The sequence below is a fragment of the Propionicimonas paludicola genome, assembly GCF_002563675.1.
GTDB classification, from domain to species: Bacteria; Actinomycetota; Actinomycetes; order Propionibacteriales; family Propionibacteriaceae; genus Propionicimonas; species Propionicimonas paludicola.
In genome coordinates, this window is the sequence record NZ_PDJC01000001.1 from 1992108 (window position 1) to 2006318 (window position 14211).

The window sequence follows — 14211 nt, forward strand, 5'->3', positions numbered from 1 at the left end:
CTGCGATAGCTGGCTCTGCCAGGGACGCATGTCGACCAGGCTCGGCGGTGCAAACCCGCACGAGAGCAGGGTCCGGCTCAGTTGTTGAAGCGGAACTCCACCACGTCGCCGTCGGCCATGACGTACTCCTTGCCTTCCATCCGGGCCTTGCCTGCGGCCCGGGCAGCGGCGACGGAGCCAGCCGCGACCAAGTCGTCGAAGCTGATCACCTCGGCCTTGATGAAGCCCTTCTGGAAGTCGGTGTGAATGACTCCGGCGGCCTCGGGCGCGGTGGCGCCCTTCTTGATGGTCCAGGCCCGGGACTCCTTGGGGCCGGCAGTCAGGTAGCTCTGCAGGCCGAGGGTTTCGTAGCCGACTCGGGCCAGGACGTCCAGGCCGGGCTCGGCGATCCCCATCTCCTCCAGGAACTCGCGAGCCTCGTCGGGCTCCATCTCGATCAGCTCGGACTCGATCTTGGCGTCCAGGAAGATCGCCTCGGCCGGAGCCACCAGCGCGCGCATCTTGGCGATCAGGTCGGTGTCGGTGAGCTCGTCGGAGTCGCAGTTGAACACGTACAGGTAGGGCTTGGCGGTGAGCAGGAACAGCTCGCGCAGCGGCTCGAGGTCGAGCCCGGCAGCGTGGACGCCCACGCCGGAGTTCAGCACCTCCTGGGCCTGCAGGAAGGCGGCCAGGGTGGGCTGCTTCTCCTTCTTGATCCGGGCTTCCTTCTCGACCCGAGGCAGCGCCTTCTCCAGGGTCTGCAGGTCGGCCAGGATCAGCTCGGTCCGAATGGTCTCGATGTCGCTGCTGGGGTTCACAGCGCCGTCCACGTGGGTCACATCCGGGTCGCGGAAGACCCGGGTGACCTGGCAGATGGCGTCCGCCTCACGGATGTTGGCCAGGAAGGCGTTACCCATCCCCTCGCCCTTGGACGCACCCTTCACGATGCCGGCGATGTCGACGAAACTCACCGTGGCCGGGATGATCCGCTCGGAGCCGAACAGCTTGGCCAGGACGCCCAGCCGATCGTCCGGGACGCCGACCACGCCGACATTCGGCTCGATGGTCGCGAACGGATAGTTGGCCGCCAGCACGTTGTTACGGGTCAGCGCGTTGAACAGGGTGGACTTGCCGGCGTTGGGCAGTCCGACGATGCCGATGGTGAGAGCCACGTCCGCAAAGCCTACCGGTGGCCGAGGCCGCCTCGAACCCGGACGCCCTGGCGGCCGACCAACCTGGGTTCAGGACGTCCGGCCGGCCCGGGCCAGTCGCGGCCCGGCCCACAACACTAGGACGAGCACCGCGGCCGCGAAGCCGACCGTGACGCCCACGATCGGCAGCCAGCGCAGGCTGAGCCCGACCAGCACCGGCGCGATGGCCAGGCCAGTGTTGCCGATCAGCAGGATGCCGGCCAGCACAGCGCCGTGGTTGCGTCCATCGGCCAACCCGGACGCCACCGCCAGCGAGCCGCGGAACATCAGACCCAGCCCGGCCCCGGCCACGACGCCGCCGCCCAGGAAGGCGGCCAGCGAGGCGGACGGCCCGGCCAGCGCGATCCCGATCAGGCCGAGCGCCATGGCCGCGGTGCCCAGCCGCAACTGGAGTCGCATCGGCAGGTGCCCGAACCCGAGTTGGGCGGCAGCGGCCGCGGCGAAGACGACGGTCGAGGCGACGCCGGCCAGCAGCCGATCGCTGCTACCCAGCACCTGGCCGAGGAAGGCCGGGGCCACCGAGCCGTAGAAGCCGGTGATGGCGAAGGCCGTGAAGATGCCCAGGCCGGCAGCCCAGTACAGGGTCCGATGCTGGGTCGGCACGGCGATCGGCCGCGGGCGAAGCTCGAAACCCTCCCGGTCGGCCCGGACGGTCTCCGGTACCCGGATCACGGCGAGCCCGACGACCATGATCGCTACCGCCAACACCAGGTAAGACGTGATCAGCGGTGCCGGCGCCCACTCGGCGATGATCCCGGCCACCAGCGGACCCAGGGCCAACCCGCCCAGGTTGGCCGCGCCGCCCACGGTGACAGCCAGCCCCGGCGAATCCGGACGCCATGCCCGGCGCAGCTCAGCCAGGTAGGCGGTCGCGGTCGAGGTGAGAACGCCGGCCGCCACCCCGGAGATCAGCCGCAAGGCCAGCAGCCCGGCCACATCGGTCCACAGCGTGAAGCCGAGCGCGGTGACCAGCTGGACGCCGGCCACGGCCAGCACCACCGGACGACGTCCCAGGTGATCCCCGGCGTGGCCGAGGAAGAGCAGGCCGAGGATCACGCCGACCGCATAGGCGGCGAAGATGGCGGTGACCACCAGCGTCGGAAAGCCGTCGCGCGCCTGATAGAGGGCGTAGAGCGGGGTCGGCACCGTGGTGAAGGCCATCAGGACGGCAAAGGCGACCGCCACCGTCCAGAAGCCGGCGCGGGCGCTGAGTTGCCCGCTGCGAGCGGGGCCGCGGACGAGTGTGGGTTCGGCGAGCTTCGTGGTCATGACTCCATGGTCGGCCGAATCAGCCATCGTGTCCAACGATTTATACCGCTGACAGTTATCGCTTTTATCTATTATTAGCTCTATGGACACTCGCCTGCTGGAGTACTTCACCGCCGTGGCCGCCGAACTGAACGTGACCGAGGCCGCGCACCGGCTCTTCATGGCTCAGTCGACGGTCTCGGCCGGCCTGCGCAGCCTGGAGCGGGAGCTGGGCGTCCGGCTCTTCGAGCGGACCACCAAGTCGGTGCGGCTGACCGATGCCGGCGAGGCACTGCTGCCCCAGGCCCAGGAGATCCTGGATCGGGTGGAGGCCTTCGGCTACCTGGCCGGGCAGAGCGACGGCGGCCTGCGCGGACGGCTCCGGCTGGGCATCTTCAGCGGCTTGGAGCAGATCGGCAACCTACCGACCGTGCTGCACGAGCTTCGCCAGCATTTCCCAGGCGTCGAGGTGAGCCTGACCACGTCCGCGTCCGGCTCACTGGGCCTCAGTGACGACCTGACCCACGGACGCCTGGACGCCGCCTTCGTGGCCCTCCCTCCCCCACCTGAGCTGGACGCGGTCGAGCTGCTCACCGCGGACTACGTGGCGCTGCTTCCTCCCGGCCATCGACTGGCCGCCCACCCGTCGGTCTCACTGGCCGACCTGGCCGCCGAGCCGTGGGTGGACGTCCCGGCCGGCTACGGCAACCGGATCCAGCTGGACGCCGCCCTCACTCACGCAGGACTCACCCGCCAGATCGCCGCCGAGGTGCCCGGGCTGCCGGCCGTGGCCGGCTATGTGGCCGGCGGGCTGGGGGTGGCGGTGATTCCTCGGGTCGTGGATCTCGAGGGCTGCGAGGCCCGGCCGCTCACCGATCAGCTGCCCCGTTGGCGGCTGCAGATCGCCACCCGCACCGGCAGTTCGCGGCGTCCGGTGGTGCAGGCGCTCATCCGGCTGTTCGGCGAGCACAACCAGCCCGCGACCTCGACCTAGACCGGCATCGTCGCCTCGGCCACCGGCACGGCCGAGCCGGGATAGGTTGGCCACATCACAGGAGGTAGGAAATGAGCGATACCGAGCAGGTCCTTGGGGCGATGCGGACGGCGGGGACGCCGCTGAACGCGGGCAAGGTCGTCGAGCTGACCGGCCTGGACCGCAAAGCCGTCGACAAGGCCATGGCCGAGCTGAAGAAGGACGGACGGATCATCTCCCCGGTCCGCTGCTTCTGGGCGCCGGCCGAGTAGCCGACAACGCAAACGGCCGCCGGGGTCTCCCCCGGCGGCCGTCGTCGTTCTCAGCCTCAGACAGCAGCACCGATCCGCTCGGAGAACTCGACCAGACGGTTCGAGAAGCCCCACTCGTTGTCGTACCAGCCGAGCACCTTCACCTGACGTCCGATCGCCTCAGTCAGAGGCGCATCGAAGATCGACGAGTGCGGGTTGCCGACGATGTCGGCCGACACCAGCGGTGCCGTCGAGTACTGCAGGTAGCCGGCCAACGGGCCAGACGCGGCAGCCTCGGCAAAGGCCTGATTGACCTCGACCGCACTGGCCTCACGGTTCAGCACGACGGTCAGGTCGGTGATCGAGCCCACCGGCACCGGCACCCGCAGCGCGAAGCCGGTCAGCCGTCCGTCCAGCTCGGGGATGACCTTGCCGATGGCCTTGGCCGCACCCGAGGAGGTCGGGATGGTCGACACCGCGGCAGCCCGGGCCCGGCGCAGGTCCGAGTGCGGGGCGTCCAGCAGTCGCTGGTCACCGGTGTAGGCGTGGACGGTAGTCATCAGGCCGGTCTCGATGCCGAAGCTGTCGTTGAGCACCTTGGCCAGCGGGGCCACCGAGTTGGTGGTGCAGGAGCCGTTGGAGAACACGTCGGCCGCCGTCGGGTCGAGCTTGTCGTCGTTCACGCCGAGGACGAAGGTGGGCACATCGCCCTTGGCCGGAGCCGAGACGATGACCTTCTTGGCCCCACCGTTGAGGTGGGCGCGAGCCTTGGCGCCATCGGTGAAGAAGCCGGTGGACTCGATCACCACGTCGGCGCCGAAGTCGCCCCAGTTGATCGCACCCGGGTCGCGCTGGGAGAGCACCTTGATCGGCTTCTCCCCTACCCAGATGGTGTCGCCGTCGGCGCGGACGCCGTCCAGGTGACCAGAGATCGAGTCCCACTCCAGCAGGGTGGCCAGGGTGTTGGCGTCGGTGAGGTCGTTGACCGCGACCACCTCGACGTCGGCTGCGTTGGCCAGGGCCGCGCGCAGATAGCTACGTCCGATTCGGCCGAAGCCGTTGATTCCGATTCGTACGGTCACTTCTGTTCCTTTCGATCCTGGACGGCGCAGAGCGCGACCGCCCGAAGTAGATGACGCGCACCGGCGCGGGCCTCGTCAAAGGGACGAGAGTCCTGCGCGGCGATAGCGAGTACATACCCGCCTTGGATGGTGGCAGTGATCATCGAGGCCAACTCATCGGGGTCGAGTCCGTCTCCGAGCTCGCCGAGCGCGATCGCTTCCTTGATCACGGAGACCAGCCGCTCATGGATGGTCGCGAAGGCCTCACGCACTGGCGCCAGCAGGACGGGGTCGGATGCCACCAACGGATCCTGGGTCATTCGCCCGACCTTGCAGCCCTTGAGCGGCTGATGCTCACGACTGAGGTAGGCATCGATCCTGGCCAGCGGATCGCCGGTCGAGGCGAGAAGGGCTTCGGTGGCCGGCAACAAGTCGGCGCAGTTGCGCTCGAGAGCGGCCAACGCGAGCTCATGCTTGCCGGCGAAGTGGTGATACATGCTGCCCTGGCCCACGCCCGAGCGCTCGCGTACCTCACGAGGACTGGTGGCCGCATAGCCGCGCTCCCACATCAGGTCGCTCATCGCCTGAACCAGTCGCGCTCGGGAGTCCATGCCTCCACTGTACCTACAGGTAGGTACAGGCGTCCACCCCTTCGGGTACGCAATGCTTGGAGACATGCGGACGGTGATCTTCGATATCGGTGGCGTGCTGATCAACTGGGCTCCTGAGCGGGCATACGAACCGGTGATGCCGGCCGAACAGATCCCGGCGTTCATGGAGCGGATCGGCTTCGACGACTGGAACCGGGCCAATGACGCCGTGGCCACCCTGGACGAGACCGAGGCCGCACTGATCGCCCGCTTCCCCGCCGATGCCGAGGCGATCCGGGCCTACCGGCGCAACTTCTTGGCCACCATCACCGAGGCCGTGCCCGGCACCGGCGCGGTGATCGCCGAGCTGATCGCGGCCGGCGTGCCCACCATGGCGCTGACCAACTGGGCCGGCGACATGTTCCTCCAAGCCCGGCAGCGGTTCGGCATCCTGCGCCGGTTCTTCGACATCGTGGTTTCTGGCGATGAGGGCCTGGTCAAGCCGCATCGGGAGATCTTCGAGCTGGCCTGCGCCCGGGCGTCCATCACTCCCGATCAGGGCGTGTTCATCGACGACTCAGCGACCAATGTGGCCGGTGCAGAGGCGGTCGGCCTGACCGGCATCCGGTTCACCGAAGCGGACGCCCTGCGCGCAGAACTGGTCGGCCTCGGGCTGCTCGGCGAGCGCGCGCCGATCACCGAGCCGGTCTACCACCTGGCCACTCGCGAGCACTGGGAGCAGGCGCAGTCCGAGGGGCGCTACCCGTGGTCGAGCCGGGACGTCGACTACCTGGGCGAGGGCTTCGTCCACTGCTCGTTCGGCGCACAGCTGGCTGGCACCCGAGCCCGGTTCTACGGCGATCTCACCGATGACGACCTGGTCCTGCTCCGCCTCGAGCCGGACGGCCTGCCGGTGGTCGTCGAGGACGGCTACCCGCACCTGTTCGCGGAGCTGCCGCTGGATCGGGTGGCTCAGGCCTCGCTGCCGGCGTAGAACGCGCCGAGCGCCTGGGCCAGCCACCACGGATCCTGGGCGCCGCACAGCTCGCGGGCCGAGTGCATGCTCAGCAGCGGGATGCCCACGTCCACGCTGGCGATACCCAACCGGGTGGCGGTCAGCGGACCGATGGTCGAGCCACAGGGCACCGCATTGTTCGAGACGAACGGCTGAGTGGGCACCCCGGCAGCCCGGCAGATCCGCAACCAACGGGCCGCGGACGGACCCTCGGTGGTGTAGCGCTGATTGGCATTCACCTTCAGCAGCGGGCCGGCATTGACGATCGGGCGATGATCCGGGTCGTGCAGCTGCGGGTAGTTCGGGTGCACGGAGTGGCCGGCGTCCGCCGAGATCACGAAGGACGTGGCCAGCGCCCGCTGCCAGGTCTCGCCGCGCCAGCCCAGGCCGTCCGCGATCCGGGCGAGCAGGTCGGCCAGGAACGGTCCGGACGCGCCACTGCGGGAGTCCGAGCCGATCTCCTCGTGGTCGAAGCAGGCCAGCACCTGGACCTGATCGGAGGCCTCGCTGCTCAGCAGTGCGGCCAGCCCGGCGTGCACGCTGGACAGGTTGTCCAGCCGCGGCGAGGCCAGGAACTCCCCGGCCACCCCGATCACGGCCGGCGCCTCAGTGACCGCCGCGAACAGGTCGAAGCCGTCGATGTCGTCGGCCCGCAGATCGAGGCCGGCGGCCAGCGCGGACAGCAGGTCGGTGGCGCCGGTGCTGAACACCGGCTTCAGGTGCACCTGCTTGTCCAGATGCAGGTTGTCGTTGACGCTGCGATCCAGGTGCGGGGCGACCTGCGGGATCCGCAGCCAGGCCGGGGTGGAGACCAGCCGGACCTCACCGGAGCGGGTGATCACCCGTCCGGCCAGGCCGAACTCGCGATCCAGCCAGGAGTTCAGCAGCGGCCCGCCGTAGACCTCCATGGCGGCCTGCGCCCAGCCGAAGGCGTAGGCCGAGGGCTGCGGCTTCAGCTTGAAGCCCGGCGAGTCGGTGTGCGCCCCGACGATCCGGAAGCCCAACGCGGCCTCGTCCGCCCCGGCGGCGGGCAGCCGCCAGGCGATGATCGCGCCGTCCCGGATCACGTAGTACCCGCCCGCCTCGGGGACGGTTCCGTGACCGTCCACCGGCTTCGGCCAGGCGTCCGCCTCGTCGAGCCGAGTGAAGCCCGCGCCGTTCAACCGCTGCGCCACCTCGGCGGCCGCGTGGTAGCTGGACGGGGACGCCACCACGAAGGCGGCCAGATCATCGAGATGTGCTCGGGCGCTCATGAACTCAGTCTGCACCGGACCGGCCGTCCGACCCACATCCGAGCGCTCCGCGAGAGACCGCGTGCAGAACCGTGATGGAACCGTCCCCGCTGGTGTCGAGCGAGCCTCGGCCAAAGTGTCGGCAGCACCTGAAATCCTGAGCGACATGGAGAACTTGGCCTGGTTGGTGGTCGGGATCGTGCTCGGCGCGGTGGCGGTATGGGTGAGCTTGCGGGCGCTGGCCGGCAAGCAGAGCTCCGATGGCACCGCCGAGCTGGAGCGGCTGCGCGCCGAGGCGGCGCAGGCTCGCACCGAGACCGCGGTCGCTCGCGCCGAAGCCGCCGATGCCCGAGCCGCACTGGCCGGCGCCGAGGCCCAGCGGGACGCCGCCACCCAGCGGGCCGAGGAACTGGCCGGTGACCGGGAGCAGTTGGTCAACCAGTTCAAGGCACTGTCGGCGGAGGCCATCGAGGCCCAGGAGCGCAAGCTGGACGCGTCCGCCACGCTGCGGCATGAGAAGACCGAGCAGCTGCTGGCCCCGGTCAAGGAGAGCCTGGAGAAGTTCAACGACCGGATCACCGAGGTCGAGAAGCAGCGGGTGGCCATGGCCTCCGAGCTGCGCAGCCAGGTGAGCGAAGTGCGGCTCACCGGCGATTCGCTGCGCAAGGAGACCGCCGCTCTGGTGACGGCCCTGCGTAAGCCGCAGGTCCGCGGCGCCTGGGGCGAGCTGCAGTTGAAGCGGGTCGTCGAGCTGGCCGGCATGGTCGAGCACTGCGACTTCGAACTGCAGCAGACCACCCAGACCAGTGCGGGCGCGATCATCCGTCCCGATCTGAAGGTGATGCTCAGCGAGGACCGCTTCCTCTATGTCGACTCCAAGGTGCCGCTGAGCGCCTTCCTGGAGGCCAACGAGACCGACGACCCGGCCGAGAGGGCCCGGCTGCTGGGCACCTTCTCCCGCAATGTGCAGACCCACATCGACCAGCTCGGTCGCAAGGACTACTTCAAGGCCGCCGGCTCGACCCCGGAGTACGTGGTGTTGTTCCTGCCCAGCGAGGCACTGGCCGCCGAGGCCTTCCAGCAGTCGCCCACCCTGCACGAGTACGCCAATGACCGCGGCGTGGTGATCGCCACCCCGAGCACCCTGATCGGGCTGCTGAAGGCCACCGCCTACGCGTGGCGCCAGGCCGCACTTGCCGACTCCGCTCGCGAGGTGTTCGAACTGGGCCGCGAGCTGTACGACCGGCTGGGCAAGCTCGGCGCGAACTTCGACAAGGTGGGCCGGATGCTCAACGGCACCGTCAAGGCCTACAACGAGTCGGTCGGCTCGATCGAGAGCCGGGTGTTCCCGACGGCCCGCAAGCTGCGCGATCTGAAGGTCGTCGACAAGCAGCTGGACCCGGTCAACGCCATCGACGCCACCGCGCGCCAGCTGACCGCCCCCGAGTTGATCGAGGACGCCGCCGCAGTCACCCCGATGATCGGACGCAACCGCGGGCCGGAGGCAGAACTGACCACTGGGTCGGACCCGATCCTCGATGCCATGCTGGCTGCCGAGAAGCCGACCACCGAGTCGGGAGTGCTCAGCGCCTGAGTCAGGAGGGCCATGTCGTTTCAGGCATATCTGGACAACATCGAAGACAAGACCGGGCTCACTCCTCGGCAGTTCCTCGAGCAGGCCACCGCAAAGGGTTTCGGGCCCGGCACCAAGGCCGCCGAGATCGTCGCCTGGCTGGCCGCTGACTACGGTCTGGGCCGTGGCCACGCGATGGCGCTGGTGCACGTGATCACCAAGGGATCGGCCATCGACCCGAAGCATGTGAACTCCGGCGGCAGCCACGCCGACGCGTCCGACACCCTCTGGCTGGACGGCAAGGCCACCAAGCCGACGCCGTGACCAACGCCGGGGCGCTCCCCGAACCGGGACGACCCCGGTGACACAATGACTCGGTGAAGATCGATGCCGCAGCCGTTGAGGCCGCCGCCCGCCGCCTGGACGGTGTGGTCACCCGGACTCCCCTGCACCTGAACGAGCGGCTCAGCCAAGCCACCGGCGCCTACATCTGGCTCAAGCGCGAGGACCTGCAGCCGGTCCGGTCGTACAAGATCCGCGGTGCCTACAACCTGATCTCGCAGCTCTCCCCGGCTCAGCGCGAAGCCGGCGTGATCTGCGCCAGCGCCGGCAACCACGCCCAGGGCGTCGCCTTCGCCTGCGCCCGGCTCGGCATCCGCGGCCGGATCTTCGTCCCGTCCACCACTCCGCGGCAGAAGCGGCAGCGGATCATCGCCCTCGGCGAGGGCCTGATCGAGCTGGTGGTGACCGGCGACACCTACGACGAGGCCGCGTCCGCCGCCGAAGCCGCTGCGGCTGCGTCCGAGGCCATCTTGGTGCCGGCCTTCGACCACCCGGACACCATCGCCGGGCAGGGCACGGTGGCCGCCGAGATCGTCGACCAGTTCGGCTACGCGCCGGACGCCCTGATCGTCCCAGTCGGTGGCGGCGGAATGATCTCCGGCTGCCTGGCCTGGCTCTCCGAGCGCCACCCCGAAACCACAGTGGTCGGCGCCGAGCCCGCCGAGGCCGCCTCGATGACGGCGGCGCTGGCCGCCGGCGGACCCGTCCGGCTCGACCGGATGGACACCTTCGTGGACGGCGCCGCCGTGCGCCGGGTCGGCGAAATCACCCACCGGATGGTGGCCGAGTTCGCTCCCGAGTTGTACTCGATCCCGACCGGGCGGATCTGCTCGGAGATGCTGGCGCTCTACCAGACCGAGGGCATCGTCAGTGAGCCGGCCGGCGCACTGGCCGCGGCTGCGCTGGGCCAGTACCAGCCCGAGCCCGGCTCGACCGTAGTGGTGATCATCTCCGGCGGCAACAACGACATCTCCCGCTACTCCGAGATCATCGAGCGATCCCTGGTCTTCGAGGGCCGCAAGCACTACTTCCTGGTGAACTTCCCGCAGGAGCCGGGCGCGCTGCGCCGCTTCCTGGACGAGGTGCTCGGCCCCGATGACGACATCACTCACTTCGAGTACGTGAAGCGGTCGAACCGGGAGACCGGTCCGGCCCTGGTCGGCATCGAGCTCGGCGACCCGTCCAGCTTGGGCGATCTGGTGGCCCGGCTGGACGCCAGCCCGATCACCTTCGAGTTCGTCTCCTCCGACAGCCCGTTCTACCGCTTCCTGATCTGAGATGGCCGCTCCCGTCCGTCGCACTCGTCGGGCTCGGGCAGCCCGTCGGCGCAGCCTGCGGCTGGCCGGACGCGACAACGACCTCACCAGCGAGCAGTGGCGAGCCCTGCAGGAGGCTTGGGGCGGCTGCGCCTACTGCGGCGCCCCCGGCACCTCGCTGCAGCGTGACTGTCTGCAGCCGGTGGCGCACGGCGGCCGCTACACGCTGACCAATGTGGTGCCGGCCTGCCCCACCTGCAACGCCAGCAAGTCCGACACCGAGGTGACCGGCTGGCTGCGTCGCAAGCGCCTGGACGAGGCTGCCTTCCTGCTGCGGCAACGTGAGGTCAGCGCGGCTCTGGCGACTCGCTTCGCAGCCGTCAGTGACCCGTCTCCGGCCGGCTAGACCCGAAAGGAATGCCGGACGCAGAGGACGCCCTCGCCACCGGCGAAGGTCACCCCCGGAACGGTGAAGTCCCTGGTCACCTCGGCGAAGCCGAAGGGCTCGTGGAGTGCGAGCGAGGCCGGGTTGCTGGCCGCCGCGAAGTACCAGCTGCAGTCGGTCCGGGCGTCCAGCCAGTCCAGCCGGGCCTGCACCAGCCGGCGACCCAGACCCTGGCGTCGGCGCGCCGGATCCACCAGCAAGCCGGTGAGGTACCAGCCGTCAGTCACCACGTGCGCCAGGCTCTGATCGACCGAGAGCCAGCGGGCCGCGGCATGCCCGGCGACAACTCCGTCCACCTCGGCCACCACCAGATGCGCTTCGGGATCCTCCAGATCGACGGCCAGCCGTCCGAACCAGGCGTCCAGCTCGCCGCCGTTGCGGTGCTGGGAGAGCGCCGCGCAGGCGGGCAGGTCGCCGGCACGGGCCGGCCGAATCAGGGCATCGACGCTCGACCCGTGAGCGTCGGGGGCGAAAGGCGCGAACAGCATCAGCGACGGGCCCGGAGGTCCTTGCGCAGTTCGGGCGGCAGGGCGAAAGTCAGGCTCTCCTCGGTGAGCCGCTCCTCGACCGCGGCCGGGAAGCCCTGGCTCTGCAGGTAGTCCAGGACGCCTTGCACCAGGTCGTCCGGCACCGAGGCGCCTGAGGTGACGCCGACCGAGTTCACTCCGACCAGCCAGGACGGATCGATCTCGGAGGCGTTGTCGACCCGGTAGGACGCCTTCGCGCCCGCTTCCAGGGCCACCTCGACCAGCCGGACCGAGTTGGACGAGTTCTGGGAGCCGACCACGATCACCAGATCGGAGTGCCGGGCGATCTGCTTGACCGCCTGCTGCCGGTTCTGGGTGGCGTAGCAGATGTCGTCGCTGGGCGGATCGATCAGGTTCGGGAACCGCTCGCGGAGCCGAGTGACCGTCTCGGCGGTCTCGTCCACGCTCAGGGTGGTCTGAGTCAGCCAGGCCACCTTGTCCGGGTCGGCGACGTCCACCCCGTCCACATCGGAGGGGTGTTGGACCAGCTGAATGTGCTCGGGAGCCTCGCCCGTGGTGCCCTCGACCTCTTCATGGCCGGCGTGACCGATCAGCAGGATCTGGACGCCCTGGCCGGCGAACCGCTTGGCCTCGTGATGCACCTTGGTGACCAGCGGGCAGGTGGCGTCGATCGTCTTCAGGCCTCGGGCTTCGGCCTCGGCATGGACGGCCGGCGAGACGCCGTGCGCGGAGAAGACCACCGTGGAGCCGGTCGGAACCTCGTCCAGTTCCTCGACGAAGATGGCGCCGCGGGCTTCGAGGTCCTCAACGACGTGCCGGTTGTGCACGATCTGCTTGCGGACGTACACCGGCGGCCCGTAGACGTCCAGGGCACGCTCGACGGTGATCACCGCGCGGTCGACACCGGCGCAGTAGCCACGTGGCGCAGCGACGACGACACTCTTGGTTTCGGGCACGATGGCAGTCTAGTTGGGCGGCTCGACCGACCTCGACCCGCCCCCGCAGACCTGCCTAGCCCGATCCCTCCTGTGGATAACTGAACGAACTTGTTCGACTCTGGGGACAAGTCGCCGAACGCTCTATTCCTCACTCTGCGAATCTGCGAAACTCGGCTCACCTCGCCCCAGGAGGCTGCCGATGATCCGGTCACGCATCGTCGTACTCGCCGCGGGCTGTCTGCTGCTCGTCGCCTGCACCGCGACTCCGAGGCCTTCCTCACCTGCCCCGTCCAGCCCGTCACCGACGTACAGCTGCACTCCCGAAGCCGGTGGCACCGCCTACGAGTGCTCGGCTTTCGACTACGAGCAGATGCTGGCCAAGGACAAGCTGTACGCCGAGGCCGAGGCGGTCTACCGGAAGTTCTTCGCCGAGAATGTCCGGATCTACGTGGTCGGCGGCATAACCGAGCCAACTGCTGCCCTGGATGAGACGACGACCGGGCGCTTCCAGTCGGACTCGATGAAGCTCTACCGCGCGCTGCACCAACGCCGAGCAAAGATCGTCGAAGGTCGTCCTCATCTGGCCTCCCTCGCCCGCCTTCCCGGGGTCTCGCGCGAAGGATCAGTCGCGACCCTGGCCGCCTGCGTTGACTCAACGAGTGTTCTCTTGCGAGGCGATGCCGGCTACGAGTCTCGTGGCCTTGTCATCAGCGAAAGGCTGTACTTCACCCGAAGCGGCACCAGCCTGAAGATCCAGAGTTCCCAGTGGAAGGAGCTGACGTCGTGCTGAGAACCCGAATCCTGACCGCAGCCATGCTGACAGGTGCCCTCCTTGCGGCCGTCCCAATGGCGCCAGCGCTAGGCGACGGATCGCCGAACCCTCGGCCATCGGTTGGCGTGGACGACGGCTACATCGAGGGCTCGACAGGCATCGGCCAGAAGGACCCATCCAAGCCCTCCAAACCCAATCCCCCGGTCGAACACCACCCACCCGCCGACTCCAACCCGGAGGACTCCCTCGAGGGCCTCGACCCGGCGCTGCGCGCACAGATCCAGCAATGCCTGCGGGACAACCCCAGCGACCTCTGCTACGAGGGACTGGTCAGCTCCGTCGACGTATCGGCCGTGGCCCGTGAGGTGGTCGCCCGACTGCACCTGCCCGATCCCACCCCTCGGTTCGGTCCCGATCCGGACGCCAATGAGTGGCACATGCTGGCGGTCGGCTACCCGCTGTGGCTGTGGACGTCCGGGCCGACCCGGCTGACCACCACGGCGACCCGCTACGGCCTGAGCTTCACGCTCACCGCCACCTGGCAGGACACCCGCTTCGAGTTCGGCGACGGACACAGCCTGACCTGCCGCTCGACCAGCCCCTACCCAGCCGCCACGAAGCCCGGCACGCCGTCCCCGACCTGCGGCTACACCTACCAGAAGGTCTCGCCGGCCGCCGGCTACACCGTCCGGGCGCACACCAACTGGCGGGTCGACTGGGCCGCCGCGGGCCAGTCCGGCAGCCTGGACACCACCTACACCGGGAGCCGAACCGTCCAGGTCGGCGAGCTGAGTGCTCTGATCGTGAGGTAGCTCCGGCTTTGGTCGGCCCGGACCG

At 69.1% G+C, this 14211-nt stretch carries 16 protein-coding genes; 9 read left to right on the forward strand and 7 right to left on the reverse strand.

Annotation, left to right across the window (positions count from 1 at the left end):
* Positions 1–77: 77 nt before the first annotated feature.
* Positions 78–1151 (reverse strand): redox-regulated ATPase YchF, encoded by a 1074-nt coding sequence (gene ychF / locus ATK74_RS09315; RefSeq protein WP_098460771.1) that lies wholly within the window; start codon positions 1149–1151, stop codon positions 78–80.
* A gap of 69 nt (positions 1152–1220) precedes the next feature.
* Positions 1221–2459 carry an MFS transporter gene (locus tag ATK74_RS09320; RefSeq protein WP_169923802.1) on the reverse strand — a complete coding sequence of 413 codons (1239 nt, stop codon included), beginning with the start codon at positions 2457–2459 and terminating at the stop codon, positions 1221–1223.
* A gap of 82 nt (positions 2460–2541) precedes the next feature.
* Between ATK74_RS09320 and ATK74_RS15175 the strand changes: the two genes are divergently transcribed.
* Both ATK74_RS15175 and ATK74_RS09335 read left to right on the forward strand, forming a co-directional pair.
* Positions 2542–3432 (forward strand): LysR family transcriptional regulator, encoded by an 891-nt coding sequence (locus ATK74_RS15175; RefSeq protein ID WP_143483617.1) that lies wholly within the window; start codon positions 2542–2544, stop codon positions 3430–3432.
* Positions 3433–3503: 71 nt separating this feature from the next.
* Positions 3504–3683, forward strand: coding sequence for a transcriptional regulator (locus ATK74_RS09335; RefSeq protein ID WP_098460774.1), 180 nt, complete (start codon positions 3504–3506; stop codon positions 3681–3683).
* Positions 3684–3739: 56 nt separating this feature from the next.
* Here the strand turns inward: ATK74_RS09335 and gap are convergent, their stop codons facing one another.
* Together gap and ATK74_RS09345 are read right to left on the reverse strand one after the other, a co-directional pair.
* Positions 3740–4744, reverse strand: coding sequence for a type I glyceraldehyde-3-phosphate dehydrogenase (gene gap, locus ATK74_RS09340; RefSeq protein ID WP_098460775.1), 1005 nt, complete (start codon positions 4742–4744; stop codon positions 3740–3742).
* Positions 4741–5334, reverse strand: a complete 594-nt coding sequence (locus tag ATK74_RS09345; protein WP_098460776.1) for a TetR/AcrR family transcriptional regulator — start codon at positions 5332–5334, stop codon at positions 4741–4743. Before ATK74_RS09345 ends, gap begins: the two co-directional genes overlap by 4 nt.
* A 64-nt stretch (positions 5335–5398) precedes the next feature.
* Here ATK74_RS09345 and ATK74_RS09350 point away from each other — a divergent pair, with 64 nt between their 5' ends.
* A complete protein-coding gene (locus ATK74_RS09350) occupies positions 5399–6307 on the forward strand; it encodes an HAD-IA family hydrolase (protein WP_169923803.1) in 909 nt (302 codons plus the stop codon).
* Here ATK74_RS09350 and ATK74_RS09355 read toward each other — a convergent pair.
* Positions 6286–7581, reverse strand: a complete 1296-nt coding sequence (locus ATK74_RS09355; RefSeq protein ID WP_098462168.1) for a M18 family aminopeptidase — start codon at positions 7579–7581, stop codon at positions 6286–6288. The genes ATK74_RS09350 and ATK74_RS09355 overlap by 22 nt on opposite strands.
* A gap of 145 nt (positions 7582–7726) precedes the next feature.
* Between ATK74_RS09355 and ATK74_RS09360 the strand changes: the two genes are divergently transcribed.
* From ATK74_RS09360 to ATK74_RS09375, 4 genes are read left to right on the forward strand one after another with little or no spacing between them, the layout of a single operon-like run.
* The gene (locus ATK74_RS09360; protein WP_098460778.1) at positions 7727–9154 is read left to right on the forward strand and encodes a DNA recombination protein RmuC; all 1428 of its coding nucleotides are present in this window, start codon (positions 7727–7729) and stop codon (positions 9152–9154) included.
* A gap of 12 nt (positions 9155–9166) precedes the next feature.
* Positions 9167–9457 (forward strand): DUF4287 domain-containing protein, encoded by a 291-nt coding sequence (locus tag ATK74_RS09365; protein ID WP_098460779.1) that lies wholly within the window; start codon positions 9167–9169, stop codon positions 9455–9457.
* 53 nt (positions 9458–9510) lie between these two features.
* A complete protein-coding gene (ilvA, locus tag ATK74_RS09370) occupies positions 9511–10752 on the forward strand; it encodes a threonine ammonia-lyase IlvA (protein ID WP_211283329.1) in 1242 nt (413 codons plus the stop codon).
* Between the two features lies 1 nt (position 10753).
* Positions 10754–11137 (forward strand): HNH endonuclease, encoded by a 384-nt coding sequence (locus tag ATK74_RS09375; RefSeq protein WP_098460780.1) that lies wholly within the window; start codon positions 10754–10756, stop codon positions 11135–11137.
* Here the strand turns inward: ATK74_RS09375 and ATK74_RS09380 are convergent.
* Complete coding sequence (locus ATK74_RS09380; protein WP_098460781.1) at positions 11134–11664, reverse strand: GNAT family N-acetyltransferase; 531 nt, start codon at positions 11662–11664, stop codon at positions 11134–11136. The two genes, ATK74_RS09375 and ATK74_RS09380, sit on opposite strands and share 4 nt — an antisense overlap.
* Positions 11664–12620: a 4-hydroxy-3-methylbut-2-enyl diphosphate reductase gene (locus tag ATK74_RS09385; protein WP_245840871.1), complete on the reverse strand. Its 957-nt coding sequence runs from the start codon at positions 12618–12620 to the stop codon at positions 11664–11666. Before ATK74_RS09385 ends, ATK74_RS09380 begins: the two co-directional genes overlap by 1 nt.
* A 352-nt stretch (positions 12621–12972) precedes the next feature.
* Here ATK74_RS09385 and ATK74_RS09390 point away from each other — a divergent pair, with 352 nt between their 5' ends.
* Both ATK74_RS09390 and ATK74_RS09395 read left to right on the forward strand, forming a co-directional pair.
* Positions 12973–13392, forward strand: a complete 420-nt coding sequence (locus ATK74_RS09390) for a hypothetical protein (protein ID WP_143483618.1) — start codon at positions 12973–12975, stop codon at positions 13390–13392.
* Between the two features lie 107 nt (positions 13393–13499).
* Entirely contained in the window at positions 13500–14186 is a 687-nt protein-coding gene (locus ATK74_RS09395) for a hypothetical protein (RefSeq protein WP_098460784.1), read from the forward strand.
* Positions 14187–14211: the final 25 nt, after the last annotated feature.

Excerpts from the sequence above, each read along its gene's own strand:
- ATK74_RS09345 (WP_098460776.1), bottom strand. The coding sequence starts at position 5,334 with ATGGACTCCCGAGCGCGACTGGTTCAGGCGATGAGCGACCTGATGTGG.
- ATK74_RS15175 (WP_143483617.1), top strand. The coding sequence starts at position 2,542 with ATGGACACTCGCCTGCTGGAGTACTTCACCGCCGTGGCCGCCGAACTG.
- ATK74_RS09375 (WP_098460780.1), top strand. The coding sequence starts at position 10,754 with ATGGCCGCTCCCGTCCGTCGCACTCGTCGGGCTCGGGCAGCCCGTCGG.
- ATK74_RS09350 (WP_169923803.1), top strand. The coding sequence starts at position 5,399 with ATGCGGACGGTGATCTTCGATATCGGTGGCGTGCTGATCAACTGGGCT.
- ATK74_RS09320 (WP_169923802.1), bottom strand. The coding sequence starts at position 2,459 with ATGACCACGAAGCTCGCCGAACCCACACTCGTCCGCGGCCCCGCTCGC.
- ATK74_RS09380 (WP_098460781.1), bottom strand. The coding sequence starts at position 11,664 with ATGCTGTTCGCGCCTTTCGCCCCCGACGCTCACGGGTCGAGCGTCGAT.
- ATK74_RS09360 (WP_098460778.1), top strand. The coding sequence starts at position 7,727 with ATGGAGAACTTGGCCTGGTTGGTGGTCGGGATCGTGCTCGGCGCGGTG.
- ATK74_RS09335 (WP_098460774.1), top strand. The coding sequence starts at position 3,504 with ATGAGCGATACCGAGCAGGTCCTTGGGGCGATGCGGACGGCGGGGACG.
- ATK74_RS09365 (WP_098460779.1), top strand. The coding sequence starts at position 9,167 with ATGTCGTTTCAGGCATATCTGGACAACATCGAAGACAAGACCGGGCTC.
- ATK74_RS09390 (WP_143483618.1), top strand. The coding sequence starts at position 12,973 with ATGCTGGCCAAGGACAAGCTGTACGCCGAGGCCGAGGCGGTCTACCGG.
- ATK74_RS09355 (WP_098462168.1), bottom strand. The coding sequence starts at position 7,581 with ATGAGCGCCCGAGCACATCTCGATGATCTGGCCGCCTTCGTGGTGGCG.